Annotated in this window: 14 protein-coding genes; 7 read left to right on the plus strand and 7 right to left on the minus strand. The window is 62.2% G+C overall.

The window, feature by feature from the left end:
- Positions 1-165: 165 nt before the first annotated feature.
- The 4 genes from ptsP to BT204_RS12705 all read left to right on the plus strand — a co-directional run bounded on the left by ptsP (position 166) and on the right by BT204_RS12705 (position 7,413).
- Positions 166-3,024 (plus strand): phosphoenolpyruvate--protein phosphotransferase, encoded by a 2,859-nt coding sequence (ptsP, locus tag BT204_RS12690; RefSeq protein WP_072447026.1) that lies wholly within the window; start codon positions 166-168, stop codon positions 3,022-3,024.
- A complete protein-coding gene (gene pfkB / locus BT204_RS12695) occupies positions 3,025-3,945 on the plus strand; it encodes a 1-phosphofructokinase (protein ID WP_054896898.1) in 921 nt (306 codons plus the stop codon).
- An 11-nt stretch (positions 3,946-3,956) separates the two neighbouring features.
- Positions 3,957-5,666 (plus strand): PTS fructose-like transporter subunit IIB, encoded by a 1,710-nt coding sequence (locus tag BT204_RS12700; RefSeq protein WP_072447028.1) that lies wholly within the window; start codon positions 3,957-3,959, stop codon positions 5,664-5,666.
- 205 nt (positions 5,667-5,871) lie between these two features.
- Positions 5,872-7,413 (plus strand): alkaline phosphatase D family protein, encoded by a 1,542-nt coding sequence (locus BT204_RS12705; RefSeq protein ID WP_072447030.1) that lies wholly within the window; start codon positions 5,872-5,874, stop codon positions 7,411-7,413.
- 116 nt (positions 7,414-7,529) lie between these two features.
- Here the strand turns inward: BT204_RS12705 and BT204_RS12710 are convergent, their stop codons facing one another.
- Both BT204_RS12710 and BT204_RS12715 read right to left on the minus strand, forming a co-directional pair.
- Entirely contained in the window at positions 7,530-10,055 is a 2,526-nt protein-coding gene (locus tag BT204_RS12710; RefSeq protein WP_072447032.1) for a PepSY domain-containing protein, read from the minus strand.
- Between the two features lie 123 nt (positions 10,056-10,178).
- On the minus strand, positions 10,179-12,464 hold the full coding sequence (locus BT204_RS12715; protein ID WP_072447034.1) for a TonB-dependent receptor: 2,286 nt from the start codon (positions 12,462-12,464) through the stop codon (positions 10,179-10,181).
- A 205-nt stretch (positions 12,465-12,669) separates the two neighbouring features.
- Between BT204_RS12715 and BT204_RS12720 the strand changes: the two genes are divergently transcribed.
- Both BT204_RS12720 and BT204_RS12725 read left to right on the plus strand, forming a co-directional pair.
- Complete coding sequence (locus BT204_RS12720) at positions 12,670-13,350, plus strand: Fe2+-dependent dioxygenase (RefSeq protein WP_054919363.1); 681 nt, start codon at positions 12,670-12,672, stop codon at positions 13,348-13,350.
- A gap of 2 nt (positions 13,351-13,352) precedes the next feature.
- Positions 13,353-14,096, plus strand: a complete 744-nt coding sequence (locus tag BT204_RS12725) for a tetratricopeptide repeat protein (protein ID WP_054919361.1) — start codon at positions 13,353-13,355, stop codon at positions 14,094-14,096.
- Between the two features lie 121 nt (positions 14,097-14,217).
- Here BT204_RS12725 and BT204_RS12730 read toward each other — a convergent pair whose 3' ends face one another.
- The 5 genes from BT204_RS12730 to BT204_RS12750 form a co-directional block, all read right to left on the minus strand.
- Entirely contained in the window at positions 14,218-15,381 is a 1,164-nt protein-coding gene (locus tag BT204_RS12730; RefSeq protein ID WP_014716890.1) for a type III PLP-dependent enzyme, read from the minus strand.
- Positions 15,382-15,828: 447 nt separating this feature from the next.
- Complete coding sequence (locus BT204_RS12735) at positions 15,829-16,986, minus strand: osmoprotectant ABC transporter ATP-binding protein OsmV (RefSeq protein ID WP_034126272.1); 1,158 nt, start codon at positions 16,984-16,986, stop codon at positions 15,829-15,831.
- Entirely contained in the window at positions 16,983-17,636 is a 654-nt protein-coding gene (locus BT204_RS12740) for an ABC transporter permease (RefSeq protein WP_003188473.1), read from the minus strand. The genes BT204_RS12735 and BT204_RS12740 overlap by 4 nt, the downstream gene beginning before the upstream one ends.
- Positions 17,637-17,648: 12 nt before the next feature.
- Complete coding sequence (locus tag BT204_RS12745; protein ID WP_072447035.1) at positions 17,649-18,542, minus strand: glycine betaine ABC transporter substrate-binding protein; 894 nt, start codon at positions 18,540-18,542, stop codon at positions 17,649-17,651.
- A gap of 20 nt (positions 18,543-18,562) precedes the next feature.
- A complete protein-coding gene (locus tag BT204_RS12750; protein ID WP_003188475.1) occupies positions 18,563-19,279 on the minus strand; it encodes an ABC transporter permease in 717 nt (238 codons plus the stop codon).
- A 331-nt stretch (positions 19,280-19,610) separates the two neighbouring features.
- On the opposite strand from BT204_RS12750, the gene BT204_RS12755 reads away from it, so the two are divergent.
- Positions 19,611-21,194, plus strand: coding sequence for a peptide chain release factor 3 (locus BT204_RS12755; protein WP_034126275.1), 1,584 nt, complete (start codon positions 19,611-19,613; stop codon positions 21,192-21,194).
- The last annotated feature ends 69 nt before the right edge of the window (positions 21,195-21,263 follow it).

Raw genomic sequence — 21,263 nt, forward strand, 5'->3', positions numbered from 1 at the left:
ACGCGTAATCTGCCATAAATTCTAGATTAAACGTTTCAGCAAGCGTATTTTTACGATGTTCGCTACTGAGTGACCACTGCCAATTGACCGCTCAGTCAGTTAATTTTGATCATATTTACCTACAACAATACCTAGTGCACCTGTCGCACTAACTAGGAGAACGGCATGCTTGAGCTCACTGTAGAGCAGATATCCATGGGCCAGGTGGCTGTGGATAAATCTGCTGCCTTGCACCTGCTCGCTGACAAATTAGTGGCCGATGGCCTGGTTGCCGAAGGTTATCTCAGTGGCTTGCAAGCCCGTGAAGCCCAAGGTTCGACCTTTCTCGGCCAAGGCATTGCTATCCCCCATGGCACGCCAGAAACCCGCGACCAAGTGTTTTCCACCGGTGTGCGCCTGCTGCAGTTCCCCGAAGGGGTGGACTGGGGCGATGGCCAGATCGTCTATCTGGCGATTGGCATCGCGGCTAAATCCGATGAACACCTGCGCCTGTTGCAACTGCTCACCCGTGCCCTCGGTGAAACCGACCTGGGCCAGGCGTTGCGCCGTGCCGGCAGTGCCGAAGCGCTGTTGAAACTGTTGCAAGGCGCGCCCCAGGAACTGGCGCTGGATGCGCAGATGATCAGCCTGGGCGTGTCGGCCGATGATTTTGAAGAGTTGGTGTGGCGCGGTGCGCGCCTGCTGCGCCAGGCCGACTGCGTGAGCAATGGCTTTGCCGCCGTATTGCAGCAAGTCGACGCGCTGCCCCTGGGCGATGGCCTGTGGTGGTTGCACAGCGAGCAGACGGTCAAGCGCCCGGGCCTGGCCTTTGTGACGCCGGACAAACCTATGCGTTACCTCGGCCAGCCCTTGCACGGCCTGTTCTGCCTGGCGAGCCTCGGTGAAGCGCACCAGACCCTGCTTGAACGCCTGTGTGCCTTGCTGATTGAAGGGCGCGGCCACGAGTTGGGACGCGCCACCAGCAGCCGCGCGGTGCTGGAAGTGCTGGGCGGTGAACTGCCGCCGGACTGGCCCAGCGCCCGTATTACCCTGGCCAACGCCCACGGCCTGCACGCGCGCCCGGCCAAGATCCTGGCGCAATTGGCGAAAAGTTTTGACGGCGATATCCGCGTACGTATCGTCGATGGCGCGGTGGGCGCCGTGTCGGTCAAAAGCCTGAGCAAGTTGCTCAGCCTCGGCGCACGTCGTGGCCAGGTGCTGGAGTTTGTGGCCGAGCCGACGGTGGCCGGCGATGCACTGCCCGCCCTCTTGGCCGCCGTGCAAGAGGGCCTTGGCGAAGAGGTCGAGCCCTTGCCCACGGTGAGCGCACAGCCCGCACAGGTCGATATCGAACCGGTGCTCAGCGCGCCACTGAGCGGTAGCCAACTCCAGGCCATTGCCGCCGCGCCGGGTATCGCGATCGGCCCGGCTCATATCCAGGTGCCGCAGGTGTTCGATTACCCGCTACGGGGCGAATCCGCCGCCGCCGAACGCCAGCGCCTGCACACCGCTTTGAGCGACGTGCGCACGGATATCCAGGGCTTGATCGAGCGTAGCCAGGCCAAGGCCATCCGCGAGATTTTCATCACCCACCAGGAAATGCTCGACGACCCGGAACTGACCGACGAAGTCGACACCCGCCTCAAGCAGGGCGAAAGCGCCGAAGCCGCCTGGATGAGCGTGATCGAAGCCGCCGCCAAGCAACAGGAAGCCTTGCAGGATGCCTTGCTGGCCGAGCGTGCTGCCGACTTGCGTGACATCGGCCGCCGCGTGCTGGCCCAGTTGTGCGGCGTCCAGAGCGTGCAGGAACCGAGCGAGCCCTACATCCTGGTGATGGAAGAGGTCGGCCCTTCGGACGTGGCGCGCCTGGACCCGGCCCGCGTTGCCGGCATTCTCACCGCCCGGGGCGGCGCCACCGCTCACAGTGCCATTGTCGCCCGCGCCCTGGGCATTCCGGCCTTGGTCGGCGCTGGCGCTGCGGTGTTATTGCTCAACCCGGGCACGCCACTGTTGCTCGATGGCCAGCGTGGTCGCCTGCATGTGGACCCCGACGCCGCCACCCTGCAACGGGCCACCGTGGAGCGCGACAGCCGCGAACAGCGCTTGCAAGCCGCATCGGCCCAGCGCCATGAAGCGGCGCTGACCCGTGACGGCCACGCCGTGGAAGTGTTCGCCAATATTGGCGAAAGCGCCGGTGTGGCCAGCGCAGTGGAGCAGGGCGCCGAAGGCATTGGCCTGCTGCGCACCGAACTGATTTTCATGGCTCACTCCCAGGCGCCAGACGAGGCCACTCAGGAGGCCGAATACCGTCGCGTACTCGACGGCCTCAATGGTCGCCCGTTGGTGGTGCGCACCCTGGATGTGGGCGGCGACAAGCCTTTGCCCTATTGGCCGATCGCCGAAGAGGAAAACCCCTTTCTGGGTGTGCGCGGCATTCGCCTGACGTTGCAACGCCCGCAGATCATGGAAGCGCAACTGCGCGCATTGCTGCGTGCAGCAGACAACCGCCCGCTGCGCATCATGTTCCCCATGGTCGGCAGCGTGGATGAGTGGCGCGCCGCCCGGGACATGACCGAGCGCCTGCGCCTGGAGATCCCAGTGGCAGACCTGCAACTGGGGATCATGATCGAAGTGCCCTCAGCCGCGCTGCTGGCGCCGGTCCTCGCCAAGGAAGTCGACTTCTTCAGCGTCGGCACCAACGACCTGACCCAATACACCCTGGCCATCGACCGCGGCCACCCGACCCTGTCGGCCCAGGCCGATGGCTTGCACCCTGCAGTCCTGCAACTGATCGACATCACCGTGCGCGCCGCCCATGCCCACGGCAAATGGGTAGGCGTGTGCGGCGAGTTGGCGGCGGACCCGCTGGCGGTGCCGGTGCTGGTCGGCCTGGGCGTGGATGAGTTGAGCGTGTCGGCCCGCAGCATTCCTGAAGTGAAGGCGCGGGTGCGTGAATTCAGTCTGAGCGAGGCCCAGGGCCTGGCGCAACAAGCACTGGCGGTGGGTTCGCCCGCTGAAGTGCGTGCCCTAGTGGAGGCCGTGTAGATGGCGAATATTCTGACCCTGACGCTGAACCCGGCGTTGGACCTCACGGTACGTCTGGCGCACCTGCAACCCGGTGAGGTCAATCGCAGTGAAGCGATGCTCACCCACGCGGCCGGCAAGGGCGTGAATGTGGCGCAAGTGCTGGCGGACCTGGGCCATTACGTCAGCGTGGGCGGGTTCCTCGGCAGCGCCAACCCCCAGGCTTTCAATGCGCTGATCAAGCGCCGTGGGTTTGGCGATGCCTTCATCCGGGTTCCCGGCGAAACCCGGAGCAACATCAAGATTGCCGAACAGGATGGGCGTGTCACCGACATCAATGCACCGGGGCCGCTGGTGACTGAAGAGGCGCTAAAAGCGCTGCTCAAGATGGTCGCGATCATTGGCCCGGAGTTCGATGCGGTCGTGGTGGCCGGTAGCTTGCCGCGCGGCGTCAGCCCGCAATGGTTTAAAGGTTTGCTGGAGGCGTTGAAGGACCTCGGTTTGAAAGTCGCCCTGGACACCAGCGGCGAAGCGCTGCGCCTGGGGTTGGAGGTTGGCCCGTGGCTGGTCAAACCCAATACCGAAGAGTTGGCCGAGGCCTTGGGTAACGCCACCGATGCCATCAGCCGCCTGCATCAGCAAGGCGTCGAACATGTGGTGGTCTCCGACGGGGCCGCAGGCGTGACCTGGTACCGCCCGGGTGCGGCGCTGCACGCCACGCCGCCCAAGGTGGCAGTGGCCAGTACCGTGGGCGCCGGCGACTCGCTGCTGGCCGGGATGCTCCACGGTTTGCTCAGTGGCGATACGCCGGAGCACACCTTGCGCCGGGCCACGGCGATTGCCGCGATGGCGGTGACACAGATCGGTTTTGGCATCAGCGATGACGCGCAGTTGGCGCATCTCGAAAGCGGCGTCGATGTACGCACGCTGACAGAACAATAAGAGGGTTTGTGATGAAGTTAGCCATTGTTACCGCCTGCCCGAACGGCATGGTCACCAGTGTGCTGTGCGCCCGCTTGTTGGACGCCGCCGCCCAGCGCATGGGCTTGCATACCAGTGTTGAAGTCGTCGATGTGCAGCGCCCGGAGCGCCAGTTGTCCCAGGCGACGATTGATGATGCCGAGTGGGTGCTGCTGGTCAGCAGTACCCCGGTGGAGATGCAGCGGTTTGTCGGCAAGCGTGTGTTCCAGAGCACGCCGGCCCAGGCGTTGGCGGATGTCGAAGGCGTGCTGCGCCGGGGCGCCGAAGAAGCCCAGGTGTATGTCGCCGACGCCGCCCCGGTGGCGGCCAAGGCTGCGCCGCGTATCGTCGCGATTACCGCGTGCCCCACCGGTGTGGCCCACACGTTCATGGCCGCCGAAGCCTTGCAGCAGACTGCTCAGCGCCTGGGTTATGACCTGCAGGTCGAGACCCAAGGTTCGGTGGGCGCCCGGACGCCGTTGAGCCCGCAAGCGATTGCCGATGCCGATGTGGTGTTGCTGGCGGCCGATATCGAAGTGGCCACCGAGCGTTTCGCCGGCAAGAAGATTTACCGCTGTGGCACCGGCATTGCCCTCAAGCAATCCGAAGCCATCCTCAACAAAGCCCTGGCCGAAGGTGCGGTGGAAAGCGCGGCCGGCGGTGCACCGGCCAAGGCGGAGAAAACCGGCGTCTACAAACACCTGCTCACCGGCGTGTCGTATATGTTGCCGATGGTGGTGGCGGGGGGCTTGCTGATCGCCTTGTCGTTTGTGTTCGGCATCCATGCTTTCGAGCAGCCCGGCACCTTGGCGGCGGCGCTCAAATCCGTGGGTGACCAGGCGTTCCTGTTGATGGTGCCGTTGCTGGCGGGCTACATCGCCTACTCGATTGCCGACCGTCCTGGCCTTGCGCCCGGCATGATCGGCGGGCTGCTGGCTGGGACGCTGGGGGCTGGGTTTATCGGCGGCATCCTGGCCGGCTTCGTCGCCGGGTATTGCGTCAAGCTGATCAGCCGCGCAGTGCAACTGCCCCAGAGCCTGGAAGCGCTCAAGCCGATCCTGATTATCCCGTTACTGGCGAGCCTGTTTACTGGCTTGGTGATGATCTACCTGGTGGGCCCACCGGTCGCCCGCTTGCTCACGGGCCTGACGGATTTCCTCAGCACCATGGGCACCACCAACGCGGTGCTGCTGGGCATTTTGCTCGGCGGCATGATGTGCGTGGACTTGGGCGGGCCGATCAACAAGGCGGCCTATGCGTTCTCGGTTGGCCTGCTGGCCGCGTCGAGCGGCGCGCCGATGGCCGCGACCATGGCCGCCGGCATGGTGCCGCCAATTGGCATGGGCATCGCCACGTTGCTGGCCCGGCGCAAGTTCGCCCAGACCGAGCGCGAGGCCGGCAAGGCGGCGATGATCCTGGGGCTGTGCTTTATCTCCGAAGGCGCGATTCCCTTCGCCGCCAAAGACCCGCTGCGCGTCATTCCGGCCAGCATCGCCGGTGGCGCGTTGACCGGTGCGCTGTCGATGTACTTCGGCTGCAAACTCGCCGCGCCCCATGGCGGGTTGTTTGTGTTGGTGATTCCGAATGCGATGAACCATGCGTTGTTGTATTTGTTGGCGATTGTGGCGGGCAGTGTGTTGACCGGCTTGGTGTATGCCGTGCTCAAGCGGCCGGAAGCGGCCGAGCTGGCCGTGACTGCCTGACCAGTAAAAGTGTGGGGGCAAGCCCAAATACCCTGTAGGAGCGAGCTTGCTCGCGAAGAACTCGCAGGCGCCGCGTTCATTCAGCAAGCCCGCGTGATCGTTGACGTTTTTCGCGAGCAAGCTCGCTCCTACAGTTGTAGCCTGTCATCTGCGCTTCATCCCGTCATGCTTTAGTGGCCCTTTTGATACTCAAGAGGGCACCTGCATGAGCCACTTCGATCTCGGTCGCCGCCGTGTGATGCAAGCTGTGGGCGCTGGCCTGCTGTTGCCGGGCCTGGCACCGGCGGTGATCGCTTCGGTGAAGGACCGACCGCAACTCACTGACGGCGTGCAATCGGGCGACCTGCAGGGCGATCGCGCAATGATCTGGAGCCGCAGTGACCGCCCGGCGAAGATGGTGGTGGAATGGGATACCCGCAGCGTGTTCAGCAACCCGCGCCGATTCGTCTCGCCCCTGGCCGACAGCCGCACCGACTTTACCGCCCGTGTCGAGCTCACCGGGCTGCCGGTTGATCAGGCGATTTTCTACCGCGTGCATTTCGAAGACGCCCAGACCGGCATTGCCAGTGAACCCTGGTTCGGGCACCTGCGTAGCGTGCCGCAACAGCGGCGTGATATCCGTTTTGTGTGGAGCGGCGACACCGTCGGCCAAGGCTTCGGCATCAACCCGGACATCGGTGGCATGCGCATCTATGAAGCCATGCGCCTGCGCCTGCCAGACTTTTTTATCCACAGCGGCGACACCATCTACGCCGACGGCCCGATACCCGCGCAGCTCACCACTGAAGGAGGGCGCATCTGGCGCAACATCACCACTGAAGCCAAAAGCAAAGTTGCGGAAACCCTCGATGAATATCGCGGCAATTACCGTTACAACCTGCTGGATGAAAACGTACGCCGCTTCAACGCCGAGGTGCCGCAGATCTGGCAGTGGGACGATCACGAGGTGATCAACAACTGGTCATCGAGCAAGCAGTTGGATGAGCGTTACCAGACCCGCGACATCAACACCCTGGTGGGCCGTGCCCGCCAGGCCTGGCTGGAATATTCACCCATGCGCCGACAGAGCGCCGACAGTGGCGGGCGCATTTATCGCAAGCTCAGTTATGGGCCGCTGCTGGATGTGTTTGTGTTGGATATGCGCAGCTATCGCGGGCCCAATGTCGACAACCTGGGCGCTGAAAAACCCTTTCTTGGGCGTGAACAGTTGGACTGGCTCAAGCGCGGGCTCAAGGCATCGCAAGCGCAGTGGAAGGTGGTAGCCGCCGACATGCCTATCGGCCTGGGCGTGCCCGACGGTGAGGTCAGCCCCGGCGTGGCGCGTTGGGAAGCGATCGCCAATGGCGACCCTGGCCCGGCGCAAGGGCGTGAGCTGGAGATCGCCGAACTGCTGGGGTTCCTGCATGAGCACAAGGTGCGCAACCACCTGTGGCTGACGGCCGATGTGCATTACTGTGCGGCGCATCACTATCACCCTGACGGCGCGGCGTTCCAGGATTTCGAGCCGTTCTGGGAGTTTGTGGCGGGGCCGTTGAATGCCGGGAGTTTCGGGCCCAACCCACTGGATAAAACCTTCGGCCCGCACGTGGTATTCCAGAAGGCGCCACCGGCGCAGAATACCTCGCCGTTTGCGGGCTTTCAGTTTTTTGGTGAAGTGCAGATTGATGGGCAGACGGCGGAGTTGACGGTGATGCTGCGCGATCTCGATGGAGTCTCGGTGTTCGAGCAAAAGCTGCAACCGGCCTGATCGTTCCCACGCTCTGCGTGGGAACGCATCCTGTGACGCTCCGCGTCACGCCGTCAAGAGCGGACGCGGAGCGTCCAGGGCGGCATTCCCACGCGGAGCGTGGGAATGATCAAATATCAATAGACATCCCTACGATAGCGACCCTGTTCGATCAGGCGCTCCAGCGCCTCATTGCCCAAGATGTCTTTCAGTGCCTGATCCACCCCCGTCGCCATCCCCTGCAAGCTGCCACACACATAAATCGCTGCGCCGTCCGCGAGCCATTTGCGCAGCACATCCGCTGACTCGCGCAGGCGATCCAGTACGTAGATCTTCTCCTCTTGATCGCGGGAAAATGCCAGGTCCAGCAGGGCCAGGTCTCCACTGGCGAGCCAGCCTTGCAGTTCGTCCTGGCACAGGTAGTCGTGGGCAATATTGCGCTCGCCGAACAGCAGCCAGTTTCGCTGCTGGCCGTCGGCAATGCGTGCTTTGAGCAAGCTGCGCAGGCCCGCAAGCCCGGTGCCGTTGCCCAGCAGAATCAGCGGCACAGGCGCGTCGGGCAAATGGAAGCCGCTGTTGCGCCGCAGACGCAGGCTGATGGCCGAGCCGAGGGCGGCGTGTTCAGTCAGCCAGCCGGAGCCAAGCCCCAGGCTGCCGTCGGGGTGGCGCTCCTGGCGCACAATCAGCTCCAGCACGCCGTCGCTGGCAATCGAGGCGATGGAGTATTCGCGCATGCCCAGGGGGACCAGCGCATCCACCAATGCCTGGGCGTGTAGGCCGACCAGGTGCGTGCGGTTTTCCGGCAGTTGGCGCGTGGCCAGGGCCTGATCAAGGGTGTGGGCGACGCCGTCGATCACCACACCGTCGCTGCCGACCAAGCCCAGGCCGGCCAGGAAGTGTTCGATGGCCCAGGGGCAATTGCGCGGCAGGACTTCCACCAGGTCGCCGGCCAGCCAGCTGTGCGCAGACGTGGATGTGAGGCCCAGCAGGTAGACGGGCGAGCCGACACTGTCGGGGTTGAGCAGGGTGCGTTGGCTCAGGGTCCAGTTTTCGTACTGGGCCGTCGGCCAGGCCGCTGCCGGCGCATGCCCGGTGAGCTGGCCCAGTTGCTGTTGCCAGGTCTGCAGCGCCAGTGTATCGCCGCTGTCGACTTCCACCGGGGCAAACAGCGGGGTGCCGCCCTGGTTGGTCAGCCAGAAATGCAGGCGCCGGGCAAAGCCGCAAAAATGTTCGTACTGCCGGTCACCCAGGGCCAGCACCGAGTAGTTCAAGCCTTTGAGGGATAGCGCCTGGCCGAGCACGCTACGCTCGAAACCTCGGGCGCTGTCGGGCGCTTCGCCGTCGCCAAAAGTACTGACCACGAACAGCGCGTTCTGCGATTGGCTGAGGTCGTCGCGGCTGACACTGCCCAGGGGCTGCACCTTCACCGCCAGGCCCGCAGCCTGCAGTTGCCCGGCGGTTTGCCAGGCCAGTTGTTCGGCAAAGCCGCTCTGGCTGGCGAAGCCGATCAGCCAGGCCGGGGCATCGCTGTGGTTATCTGTCAGGCCTTTGCGGGCATCGCGGACCTGGCGCTTTTTGCGGCGTCGGTCCAGGTACAGCAGCCAACCCGTGATGAAAAACAGCGGCATAAGCAGTGAGCTGACGGTGAGGACGATGCGCCCGACCAGGCCGAAATAGCTGCCGGTGTGCAGCGCATACACGCTCGTCAGCAACTGCGCCTTGAGGCTTTTGCTGGCGTAGCGCTCGTGAGATTTGACCTCGCCTGTGGCCGGGTCCAGGTTGATCTGGTTCAGCGCACGGTCATGGGGCGATGAAGTGAGCAGGTAATACACGGTGGCCGGTTGCCCGGCGACCGCGGGCATCCGAATGTTATAGGCGCTCAAGTCGGGGCCGGCGTTGCTGTAGATGCTGCTCCAGATCGCGTCGTAGTTGCCCTCCGGAGCCGGGCCTGCGGGGGCTGGGCCGCGCTTGCGCATGCGCTCGTTCTGCGGCGCGTCGGACAGCAGTTTGGTCACGCCACGGTTGTACCAGTCGTACGACCAATACAGCCCGGTCAGCGCTGCCAACAGATAAAACAGCAGGCACCAGGTGCCGAATACCGAGTGCAGGTCCCAATTGAAGCTGCGGCCCTTTTTGCGCCAGTCCAGGGTCAGCCAGACACGCCAGCTTTTCACCTGGCGCGGCCAGCGCAGGTACAGGCCGGAGAGGCAAAAGAACAGCAGGATCAGGGTGCAGGCGCCGGTGATGTTGCGCCCGGTGTCGCCGATGGCGAGGAAGCGGTGCAGTTGCAGGATAAAACCGAACAGGTCCTGGCCGACCGCGTCGCCCATGTAGTCGCCGGTGTACGGGTCAAAGTAGCGCATCTGGCCACGGCGCTCGCCAGGCGGCGGGGTGAAGGACACGCGGCCGGCGTTGCCGCTCTCGCTTTCTACCCACAGCATGGCCACGGTCTTGCCTTCGGCCGCTTCCAATTTGCGTACCAGCTCGGCGGGCGGCAGTACACCGGCCTCGCGTTTCTGCACGCTCAACACGGTGGGGTTGAGCGCCCGCAGGATCTCGTCCTGGAACGAGTACGCGGCCCCGGTGACCCCCATCAAGGCCAGCACCAGCCCGGCCGTGATGCCGAAGAACCAATGCAACTGGAACAGGGTTTTCTTCAACACGTCGGAGCGCCTCGCTTAGCTGGATATCTGATCACGGCGCGCATTATGCCGTGAGTTGCCGGGAAACACGCAAAAGCCCCACGCATCCGATGTGTGGGGCTCCTGGCTGAACCTTGACCGCTTTTAGAAGTGGAAGCTGGTGGTCAACAATGCCGTACGACCGGCCGCCTGGTTGGCGAAATGCGTGGAGAAGGCCTTGTCGTAGTAGGTCTTGTCGGTCAGGTTCTGCACGTTCAGTTGCAGGTCGACGTTCTTGGTCAGCTTGTAGCTGGCCATGGCGTCGTAGCGGGTGTAGGAGGGTACATACACCGTGTTGCCGACATCACCGTAAACCTCATCGACGTAGAAGGCGCCGCCGCCGACGGTCAGCTTGGGCGTGATCTCGTAGGTGGTCCACAGGCTGAAGGAGTTCTTCGGCGTGTTGGGCATTTGGTTGCCTTTGTTGGAGCCGGCACTGACTACGCCGTTACGCCCGTTGAGGCCGGATTTGACCAGTTCGCTGTCCAGATAGCTGTATCCCGCAAACACCTGCCATTGATCGGTGATTTTGCCGCTGGCGGACAACTCGATGCCGTCGACCTGAGATTCCCCGGCGTTCTGGTAGGTGAGCGCATCCACCAGGATGCGGGTGTTTTTCTTCTCGGTGCGGAACACGGCTGCGGTCAGGGACAGGCGGTCGTGGAACAGGTCCCACTTGGTGCCCAGTTCGTAGTTGACGGTTTCTTCTGGCTGCAAGTCGCTGGTGGCGGCACCGGCAGACAGCGGGTTGCCGTCGGATCCTTCGCCTACCAGGCCACCGGCTGGCGTGGCCGATGTGGCGTAAGAGGCGTAGATGCTGGCGTTCTCCACCGGCTTCCACACCAGGCCGGCCTGCCAGTTGAAGAACTGGCTGTCGTCCTTGATCTTGGTGCGCCCGGCGACGGCGTTGGTGTTGGCTTCGGTGTCAAAGGTGTCGTAGCGCAACCCCACGTTCAGCAGCCATTTTGGATCGAGTTCGATGGTATCGAACACGTAGGCGGCGCGGCTGGTGGCCTTGGTGTTGGTACCGTTGTAGTTGCGCGCGATGCTGCCGTTCCAGGCGTCGTCGGGGTTCGGGTTGCTCAGTGAGGTGCACTGGCCGCCCAGGCTGCCCTTGGCCGTTGTGCACACCGGGTTGGCGTTAGGGCTGACGGTGTAGCCGCTGACACGGGTTTCTTCGCCGGTAAATTCCAGGCCGGTGGAGTAAGTGTGCTTGAAGCCCAAGGCCTGAAAGCTGCCAAACAGATCGGTCTGGTTGGTGGTTGTGGTCGTGGTGGAGACACGGCTGTTGGCGCGACGCCAGACAGTGCCGTAGCGGTTGACGTTGAACTTGCTGTCATCCGGCTGAGTGAGCACATAGTCCTGGCCGGTGCTGCCGTGGCGCAGGGTGTTCTTGAGCGTCATGTTGTCGTTCAAGTCGTGTTCGATGGAGAACGTGCTGATGTCCGCACGGGTCTTGCGGAAGTCACGGCTTTTCAAACCGTAGAAGTTGTTGCTGTCGCCGCCGTCGTTGGGTTTGTCATGCACGTGGGCTGTGGCGGTCGACGAACCGTAGCCGTAGGGAATCCCCGAATCCGGCAGGTCATCACTTTCCATATGGTAGTAGCTGAGGTTGACACGGGTCGGCGTGCCCAAGCCGAAAGTCAGCGACGGTGCCACGCCCCAACGGTCGTAATTCACCGCGTCGCGGCCAGCCACGTTTTGTTCATGGCTCATCAGGTTCAGGCGGAATGCCGCGCTGTCGTCCAGAAACTGGCGGTTCACGTCGAGCACGTAGCGGCGGGTCTGGTCGGAGCCGTAGGTAAAGCCGCCGTTGGTGAAGTCCCGCGCTTGTGGGGTCTTGCTTACCAGGTTGAGGCTGCCACCGGCCGAGCCACGGCCGCCGAACGAGGAGTTCGGGCCTTTGCTGACTTCGATGGACTCGATGTCGAAGATCTCGCGGCTCTGGCCTCCGGTGTCGCGTACGCCATCGAGGTAGGTATCGCCCTGGGCGTCGAAACCACGGATGAACGGGCGGTCTCCCTGAGGATTGCCACCTTCACCGGCGCCGAAGGTGATACCCGGTACGGTGCGCAAGGCGTCCTGCAGCGAGGTGGCGGCGGTGTCCTTGAGTACTTGTTGCGGCACCACAGTGACCGAGCGCGGCGTGTCCACCAGCGGCGCGGTGTACTTCTGCGACGAGGCTTTCTCCACTTGGTAGGAGGTGTTGTCCTGCTCCTGGCCGGTGATGTTGGTGGCGCCGAGGGAGATAGGGTTGCGCTCGCCTGTTGGCTCGGTATTTTCAGCGGCCTGTGCCAGGTGGGCGGCGGAGCCGGCACTCAGGGCAACGCCAATGGCGGAGGCCAGCATGCGTGGCGAACTGGCCGGTATTTTTAGAATAGTGCGCGACATGACGTGTCCCTTCCCCAAGGATGTGATGCCGCGGAATATAGGGCCAACAAGACTTTGTATCAATTGCGAGATATTGCTATTCGCATCAAATTTACATTCTTTACACTTTTTTGTTACGGATTTTGCGCTCTCGTTCGTCCCTGTATTTTACAGAGAGGATAAGAATCAATACCATTGACACCTCTCTGATCGCAGGTATTGCCCCATGTTGCTGCACATTCCCGGCCTGTTCTCTCGCGAGGAGGTGCTGCGCATTCGCCAGGCCCTGGAAGAGACCGAATGGGCTGACGGCAAAATCACCGCCGGTCACCAGTCGGCCAAGGCCAAGCACAACCTGCAATTGCCTGAAGGTCACCCGTTGGCCAAGGAAATTGGCGCAGCCATGCTGGAGCGGTTGTGGAGCAACCCGCTGTTTATGTCGGCCGCGCTGCCGCATAAAGTCTTCCCGCCACTGCTCAACTGCTACACCGCTGGCGGCAGTTTTGACTTTCATATCGACAATGCGGTGCGCCAGCCCAAAGGCAGCCACGAGCGCGTGCGCACCGACCTGTCGTCCACGCTGTTCTTCAGCGATCCCGACGAGTACGACGGCGGCGAACTGGAGATCCAGGACACCTTCGGCCTGCAGAGGGTCAAGCTACCCGCCGGCGACATGGTGCTGTACCCCGGCTCTAGCTTGCATAAAGTCAACGCGGTGACCCGTGGCTCGCGCTATGCCTCGTTCTTCTGGACCCAAAGCCTGGTGCGCGAAGACAGCCAGCGCACCTTGCTGTTCGAGATGGACGGCGCGATCCAGCAACTGACCCGCGACGTCCCCGACCACCCTGCGCTGATCCAGCTCACCGGCACCTACCACAACCTGTTGCGCCGTTGGGTCGAGGTCTGAGCATGGGTTTTTTATTGCGCCGCGAAGAAGTGCTCAATGTCGAACAATTGCAGAGCATGCTCGATGACTCCCCGGTGCGCGCCGCCCAGGCCATCCTGATCGCCGCCAAGGCCGGTGTGGTCGAGGCCCAGGCCCTGCTCGGGCAAATCTTGCTGGAAGGGCGCGGCATTGCCCGCGATGAGGCCCTGGCGCTGCGCTGGTTCCAGATTGCCGCGCAGGGCGGGCACCTGATGGCGCGCAATATGATCGGGCGTTGCCGGGAGCATGGTTGGGGCTGCGCTGTCGATGAAGCCGCCGCAGCACGGGAATATCGCCTGGCGGCACACGCCGGGTTGGATTGGGGGCAGTACAACTACGCCAACCTCTTGGCTACCGGCCGTGGCGTTGTTGAAGACCAGGCGCAAGCACTGGCGCTGTATCGCCAGGCTGCCGAACAGGGCCATGCCAAGTCGATGAACCTGCTCGGGCGTTACCTGGAAGACGGGCAGCATTGCCCCAAGGATGTTGAGGCGGCCGTTGAGTGGTACCGCCGCTCAGCCGAGGCAGGTGATTTTCGTGGGCAGTTCAGCCATGCGGCGGTGCTGGCCGACAGCGGCCAGATCGACGCGGCGCTGGAATGGTTGCACAAGGCGCTGGCAGGCGGGAATCTCAAGTTTCTGCAAACGGCACACAAGGCGCTGGCACGGGCGGATGACCCGCGAATTCGCGCCATGGCCGAGTTGTACCGGCAACGAGCTACGAGCTGATCGTTCCCACGCTCCGCGTGGGAATGCCGCCCTGGACGCTCCGCGTCCGCACTTGAGCGCGTAACGCAGAGCGTCACAGGAGGCGTTCCCACGCAGAGCGTGGGAACGATCGGGGGTGGGGTTAAACGTAGAAGGATTTCAGCGGCGGAAACCCATTGAACTCAACCGCGCTGTAGCTGGTGGTGTAGGCACCGGTCGACAACCAGTACAGACGATCACCAATGGCCAGGTTCAATGGCAGGCCGTACTTGTAGTTTTCGTACATGATGTCGGCGCTGTCGCAGGTCGGGCCAGCGATGACCACTTCTTCCATCTCGCCTTTCTTCTCGGTCCAGATCGGGAACTTGATGGCTTCGTCCATGGTTTCGATCAGGCCGGAGAACTTGCCCACATCCGTGTACACCCAGCGCTCGACGGCGGTACGGGACTTGCGCGCCACCAGCACCACTTCGCTGACCAGGATACCGGCGTTGGCGATCAACGAACGGCCTGGTTCCAGGATGATTTCCGGCAGGTCGTCCCCGAAGTCTTCCTTGAGGAAGCGGATGATTTCTTCAGCGTAGGTTTCCAGGCTGTTGGTGCGGGTGATGTAGTTGGCCGGGAAGCCGCCGCCCATGTTGATCAGCTTCAGGTGGATGCCGTCTTCTTCTTTGAGGCGTTCGAAGATCACCTTGACCTTGGCGATGGCCGCGTCCCACACGCTGATGTCGCGCTGTTGCGAGCCGACGTGGAACGAGATGCCGTAAGGCACCAGGCCCAGGTCGCGGGCGAGGATCAGCAGGTCCATGGCCATGTCGGTCTGGCAGCCGAATTTGCGCGACAACGGCCAGTCAGCAGTGGTCGAGCCTTCGGTGAGGATACGCACATACACTTTCGAACCCGGCGCGGCCTTGGCGATGTTGCGCAGGTCGGCTTCGGAGTCGGTAGAGAACAGGCGCACGCCCTTCTCATAGAAGTAGCGGATGTCCTTGGATTTCTTGATGGTGTTGCCGTAGCTGATACGGTCGGCGCTGACGCCACGGTCCATGACCTTGTCCAGCTCGTAGATCGAAGCGATGTCGAAGCTCGAACCCTTGTCTTTCAACAGGTCGATGATCTCGACGGCCGGGTTGGCCTTGACCGCGTAATACACCTTGGCGAATTCGAAACCGGCGCGCAGGTCATCGTAGGCCTGGCTGATCATCGCGGTGTCGATCACCACGAACGGGGTTTCTTGCTTGTCGGCGAACGCCTTCATTTTGTCAAAAGTGGCGCGCGCGAAATAATCTTCGACGTTGATCGACATGCTGGGGACTCCTAGGGGCAAACAGTAGTAATCAATGGGTGCAAATGAACGTCCTCCGTATCCCCACTTTGGTTCGCCTACTTCCCAAGGCATGTCGCCGAAAGCAAAAAGGCCATGGGATCAACCGCTTCCCTTGGCCTTGCTGTCTCGTCGTCAGTACTTGAGCCGGATGGATCGTTTCCAGCATGGACGTTCGGCGCGAACTTTAGGGCTTGGCGGGCGTGGGATCAACTAAAAATGTCGCGTTTTTGCACGCGTTCGTCGCGCGGCCGCGTGCAGCTACTTATGTAACCGACCGGTGTGACGGATTGATGTTCCCCGGATGGGGCCAATCAGGTGGATTTGCGGTGTATTCATCGCAGGCAAGCCAGCTCCCACAGGGGAATGCATTCCAACATAAGAATGCAGTTCAAATGTGGGAGCTGGCTTGCCTGCGATAGCGGCGGATCAGACCAGCGCGGTCTCGGCTGGAGACACGATACTGGTCTTGCCCCCACGCGATTTGCCAGAGCTCAGGTACTCGGCAATCGACTCCTGGGTCACTTCCCCGAGGAACACCCTCTCCGCATCCATCACCGGCAGCCACGAACGGTTGAACTCGTACATGCGCGACAGCAGGATGCGCAAATGCTCGTCATACGCTGCCGTGGCGTTGAACTCGCGCAGGTACTGGCCGCAGGTGCCGGCCTGGCGGTGCAGGTCGCGACGGCGTACGTAGCCCAGCGCCTTGTTCTCCGAACAGGTGACCACTACATAGCGGCGGTCGTGCTCGTCCATCAATTCCAGCGCATCGGCCACGGGTGTTTCCGGGCTCACCGACGGGGCGTTGTCCGCCGCGTCTTCGGCTTTTACCAGCAGCAGGCGCTTGAGGGTGCTGTCCTGGCCCACGAAATTGCTGACGAACTCGTCGGCCGGGTGCGCCAGCAGCGTGTCCGGGTGGTCGATCTGCAGCAGCTTGCCGGCGCGGAAGATGGCGATCTTGTCACCCAGCTTGATGGCTTCGTCGATGTCGTGGCTGACCATGATCACGGTTTTGTTCAGCGCGCGCTGCATCTCGAAGAATTCGTTCTGGATCATCTCGCGGTTGATCGGGTCGACCGCGCCGAACGGCTCGTCCATCAGTAGCAGCGGCGCATCCGCCGCCAGGGCGCGGATCACACCGATGCGCTGTTGCTGGCCACCGGACAGTTCACGCGGATAGCGATGCAGGTACTGCTTGGGCTCCAGCTTGATCATGCTCATCAACTCGCGGGCGCGGTCGTGGCATTTCTGCTTGTCCCAGCCGAGCAGCTTGGGCACCACCACGATGTTCTCTTCGATGGTCATGTTGGGGAACAGGCCGATCTGCTGGATCACGTAGCCGATGTTGCGACGCAGGGTCACCTCGTCGAGGTCGGTGGTGTCTTCGCCGTTGATCAAAATCTTGCCCGAGGAGGGCTTGATCAGTCGGTTGATCATTTTCAGCGTAGTGCTCTTACCGCAGCCCGAGGGCCCCAGGAACACGCAAATCTCGCCTTCGTTGACGGTCAGGCTCACATCGTTGACGGCGGTGACCGTCTTGCCGTTGCTTTGAAAAGTCTTGGACAGGTTTTGAAGTTCGATCATTTGAGCAATCCTTTTGGAGTCAGCGAGCGTTGCAGCCATTGCAGAAGCAGGTCGGCGAAGATGGCCAGGAGACTGACCAGCACGGCGCCGACGATCAGCATCGACATATCGCTGCGGCTGATGGAAGCCAGAATAAGTACACCCAGGCCACCGGCACCGATGGTGGCGGCGATGGTCATCACACCGATATTCATCACCACGGCGGTACGCACGCCAGCGAGAATCACCGGCACCGCAATCGGCAGTTCGACCATGCGCAGGCGCTGGCCGAAGGTCATGCCGATGCCGCGTGCGGCTTCGCGAATGCCTGGCTCAACGCCGGTGAGGGCCAGGTAGGTGTTACGCATGATTGGCAGCAGGGAGTAAAGGAACACGGCGGTGATCGCCGGCATTGGCCCCAGGCCCTGGCCGAACTTGGAGTAGAACGGCAGCAGCAGGCCGAACAGCGCGATGGATGGCACGGTCAGCAACACTGTGGCGCTGGCTTGCAACGGGCCGGCCAGGGTCGGGAAGCGCGTCATCAGAATGCCCAAGGGCACGCCGATGAAGATCGCGAGGATCACGGCGATGCCGACCAGGGTAATGTGCTGCCAGGTCAGGTGCAGGACCTGGGCCCAATCAAGATGGGAAAAGGCGTTCAAAAATTCCATGTCTTCTCCTTTTTAGTTGATTGGATGTTGGCGCAGGAAATCGGCGGCAACGGCGGACGGGCTTTCATGGTCGACGTCGACCCGTGCATTGAGCTGACGCATGGTTTCATCGTCGAACAGGTTGGCCAAAGGCTTGAGTTCGGCGGCCAGCTGCGGGTGTTTGTCGAGGTATTCCTGGCGGATCACCGGGGCTGCGGTGTAGTCAGGGAAGTAGTGCTTGTCGTCTTCGAGCAGCTTCAACTTAAAGGCGTTGAGGCGCCCGTCGGTGGTGTAGACCAGACCAGCGAACACCTGGCCGTTACGCAGCGCGGTGTAGACCAGGCCTGCGTCCATCTGCCGGGTGTTGTTGCGCGTCAGGTTCATGTCGTACAGCTTGACCATGCCCGCCAGGCCGTCGGAGCGGTTGGCGAACTCGGTGTCCAGTGCGACCAGGCGGTGCTCTTTGGTGTCTTCGGCCATGGCTTTGGTGAGATCGCTGATGCTGTTGATCTCGGGATGTTCCTCGGCAACTTTCTCCGGCAGCGCCAGTGCGTAGGTGTTGCTGAAACGCGACGGCGACAGCCAGACCAAGCCTTTTTTCGCATCGAGTTCTTTGACCCGAGCGTAGGACTGTTCGCTGTCGAGTTTCTCGTCGATATGGTTGTAGGCCACCAGCGACACGCCGGTGTATTCCCAGATCAGGTCCAGTTGCCCGCTTTCCTGGGCGCTACGCGCCAGGTTGCTGCCCAGGCCGCCGGTCACACGGGCGTCGTAGCCCTTGGTGCGCAGGTGCTGGGAGGTGATTTCGGCGAGCAGGGTTTGCTCGGTGAACACCCGGGCGCCAATGCGGATCACGGGTTTTTCAGCGGCTTGCGCAATACCTGCAAACAGCAGGACGCAGCCTAATATCAAGCTCAGTTTTTTCATGTGAATTCCTTTACCTGGCCTTAAGACGGGCGCAACCCGCGTTCCAGCCAGAGGCGGCTGGCCATGGTCACCAGGCCATCAAGCAGCAATGCCAGCAGCGCGGTACACGCGGCGCCGAGCAACAGTTGCGGCTGGTTGTTCAGGGCGATGCCAGGGAAAATCAGGCTGCCCAGGCTGTTGGCGCCAATCAGGAACGCCAGCGGTGCGGTACCGACGTTGATCGCCAGGGCCACGCGCACACCGCCGATGATGATCGGCACGGCGTTGGGCAGCTCCACGCGAAACAGCACCTGGCGCGGGGTCATGCCGATGCCGGTGGCGGCTTCCTTGAGGGAGCCCTGAACGTTTTTCAGGCCTTCGTAGGTGTTACGCACGATGGGCAGGAGCGAGGCGAGGAACAGCGCGAAGATGGCCGGGCCGCTGCCGATGCCGAGGACGCCGAGGGCGATGGCCAGTACGGCCAGGGGAGGGACGGTGTTGCCGATGTTGAAGATCTGCATGAAACGTTCTGCGCGTCCGACCATGTTGGGTCGGCTGAGCAGGATACCGGCGGGGATGCCCACAATCAGGGCCGCCAGCATGGAGACTAAAACCAGAATCAGATGAGCTTGCAGGTAAAACAACAAATCGTCGCGGTACAGTTCGATCGTGTTGATGCCGATCCAGTGGACCAGCAGGGCCAGGAGAGCGACGACAACCACTGCTCCTATCAGCCCTTTGCCATAGCGAATAGCCACAGGCGGACTCCTTTTTTTCTTTTGTCGGCGAACACATTTCCGAGCGGCAATGCCATTCCTGGCTGCCTCTGATGAGTTCGCGAAAAGCAGCTCGCCGATACTGGCAATGCAGTATGCGATCGAGCCATAAGCGCAGCCTCGTCAGGCTAACTTGCTGATTTTTCAGCCCCTGTTCCGAGTGCGGTAGCAGGGGAGTGGACGTCTCGACCTTTTAAAAGGTTCCACACTTGGGCGCATTTAGCCACCCCCAATGGGCTCAACGGTGGTCCGTACCCTCGCGTTTGCGCTATACTCGCCGCCCTTTTTTGACTCACCTGCCAGGCGATTTCCCATGACCCACCAGGCCGCCGAAGTCGCGAAACGCCGCACTTTCGCCATTATTTCCCACCCCGATGCCGGTAAAACCACCATCACCGAAAAGCTGTTGCTGATGGGCAAGGCGATCGCGGTAGCCGGCACGGTGAAATCGCGCAAATCCGACCGCCATGCCACCTCCGACTGGATGGAAATGGAAAAGCAACGCGGTATTTCCATTACCACGTCGGTCATGCAGTTCCCCTATCGCGAGCACATGATCAACCTGCTCGACACCCCAGGGCACGAAGACTTCTCCGAAGACACCTACCGCACCCTCACCGCGGTGGACTCGGCGCTGATGGTCCTCGACGGCGGTAAAGGCGTCGAGCCACGTACCATCGCGCTGATGGACGTGTGCCGTCTGCGTGACACGCCGATTGTCAGTTTCATCAACAAACTCGACCGCGATATCCGCGACCCCATCGAGCTGCTGGATGAAATCGAAGCCGTCCTGAAGATCAAGGCCGCGCCGATCACTTGGCCGATTGGTTGCTACCGCGACTTCAAGGGCGTGTACCACCTGGCCGACGACTACATCATTGTCTACACCGCTGGCCACGGTCATGAACGCACCGAAACCAAGATCATTGAAAAGCTCGACTCCGACGAAGCCCGCGCCCACTTGGGTGACGAGTACGACCGTTTCGTCGACCAGCTGGAACTGGTGCAGGGCGCCTGCCATGAGTTCAACCAGCAAGAGTTCCTCGACGGTCAGTTGACCCCGGTGTTCTTCGGTACCGCCCTGGGCAACTTCGGCGTCGACCACGTACTGGACGCCGTCGTGGACTGGGCGCCGCGCCCGCTGGCCCGCGTCGCCAACGAGCGCACCGTGGAGCCGGTGGAAGAGAAGTTCACCGGCTTCGTGTTCAAGATCCAGGCGAACATGGACCCCAAGCACCGCGACCGTATCGCCTTCATGCGTATCTGCTCCGGCCGCTACGAAAAAGGCATGAAGATGCGCCATGTGCGCACCGGCAAGGACGTACGCATTGGCGATGCCCTGACGTTCTTCTCCTCCGAGCGTGAACAGCTCGAAGAAGCCTACGCCGGCGACATTATCGGTTTGCATAACCACGGCACCATTCAGATCGGCGACACCTTCACCGAAGGCGAAGCGCTGGGCTTCACCGGTATCCCGCACTTCGCCCCGGAACTGTTCCGCCGCGTGCGCCTGCGTGATCCGCTCAAATCCAAGCAACTGCGCCAGGGCTTGCAGCAATTGGCCGAAGAGGGCGCCACCCAGGTGTTCTTCCCCGAGCGCAGCAACGACATCATCCTCGGCGCGGTGGGTGTGCTGCAGTTCGACGTGGTCGCCAGCCGCTTGAAAGAGGAATACAAGGTGGAGTGCTCCTACGAGCCGATCACCGTGTATTCGGCGCGCTGGATTGATTGCAGCGATAAGAAGAAGTTGGAAGAGTTCTCCAACAAGGCCGTGGAAAACCTGGCGATCGACGGCGGTGGTCACCTGACCTACCTGGCCCCGACCCGGGTCAACCTGGCGCTGATGGAAGAGCGTTGGCCGGATGTGAAATTCCGCGCGACCCGCGAACACCACTAAGGTCTGGGCGGGTGAAAGAGGGGCGAAGCTGTGTTGGCTTCGCCCCTTTTTATTGGCTTCAACTACCAG

Origin of the sequence: Pseudomonas sp. NFPP02 (assembly GCF_900119355.1) — a bacterium.
Taxonomy (GTDB): Bacteria; Pseudomonadota; Gammaproteobacteria; order Pseudomonadales; family Pseudomonadaceae; genus Aquipseudomonas; species Aquipseudomonas paracarnis.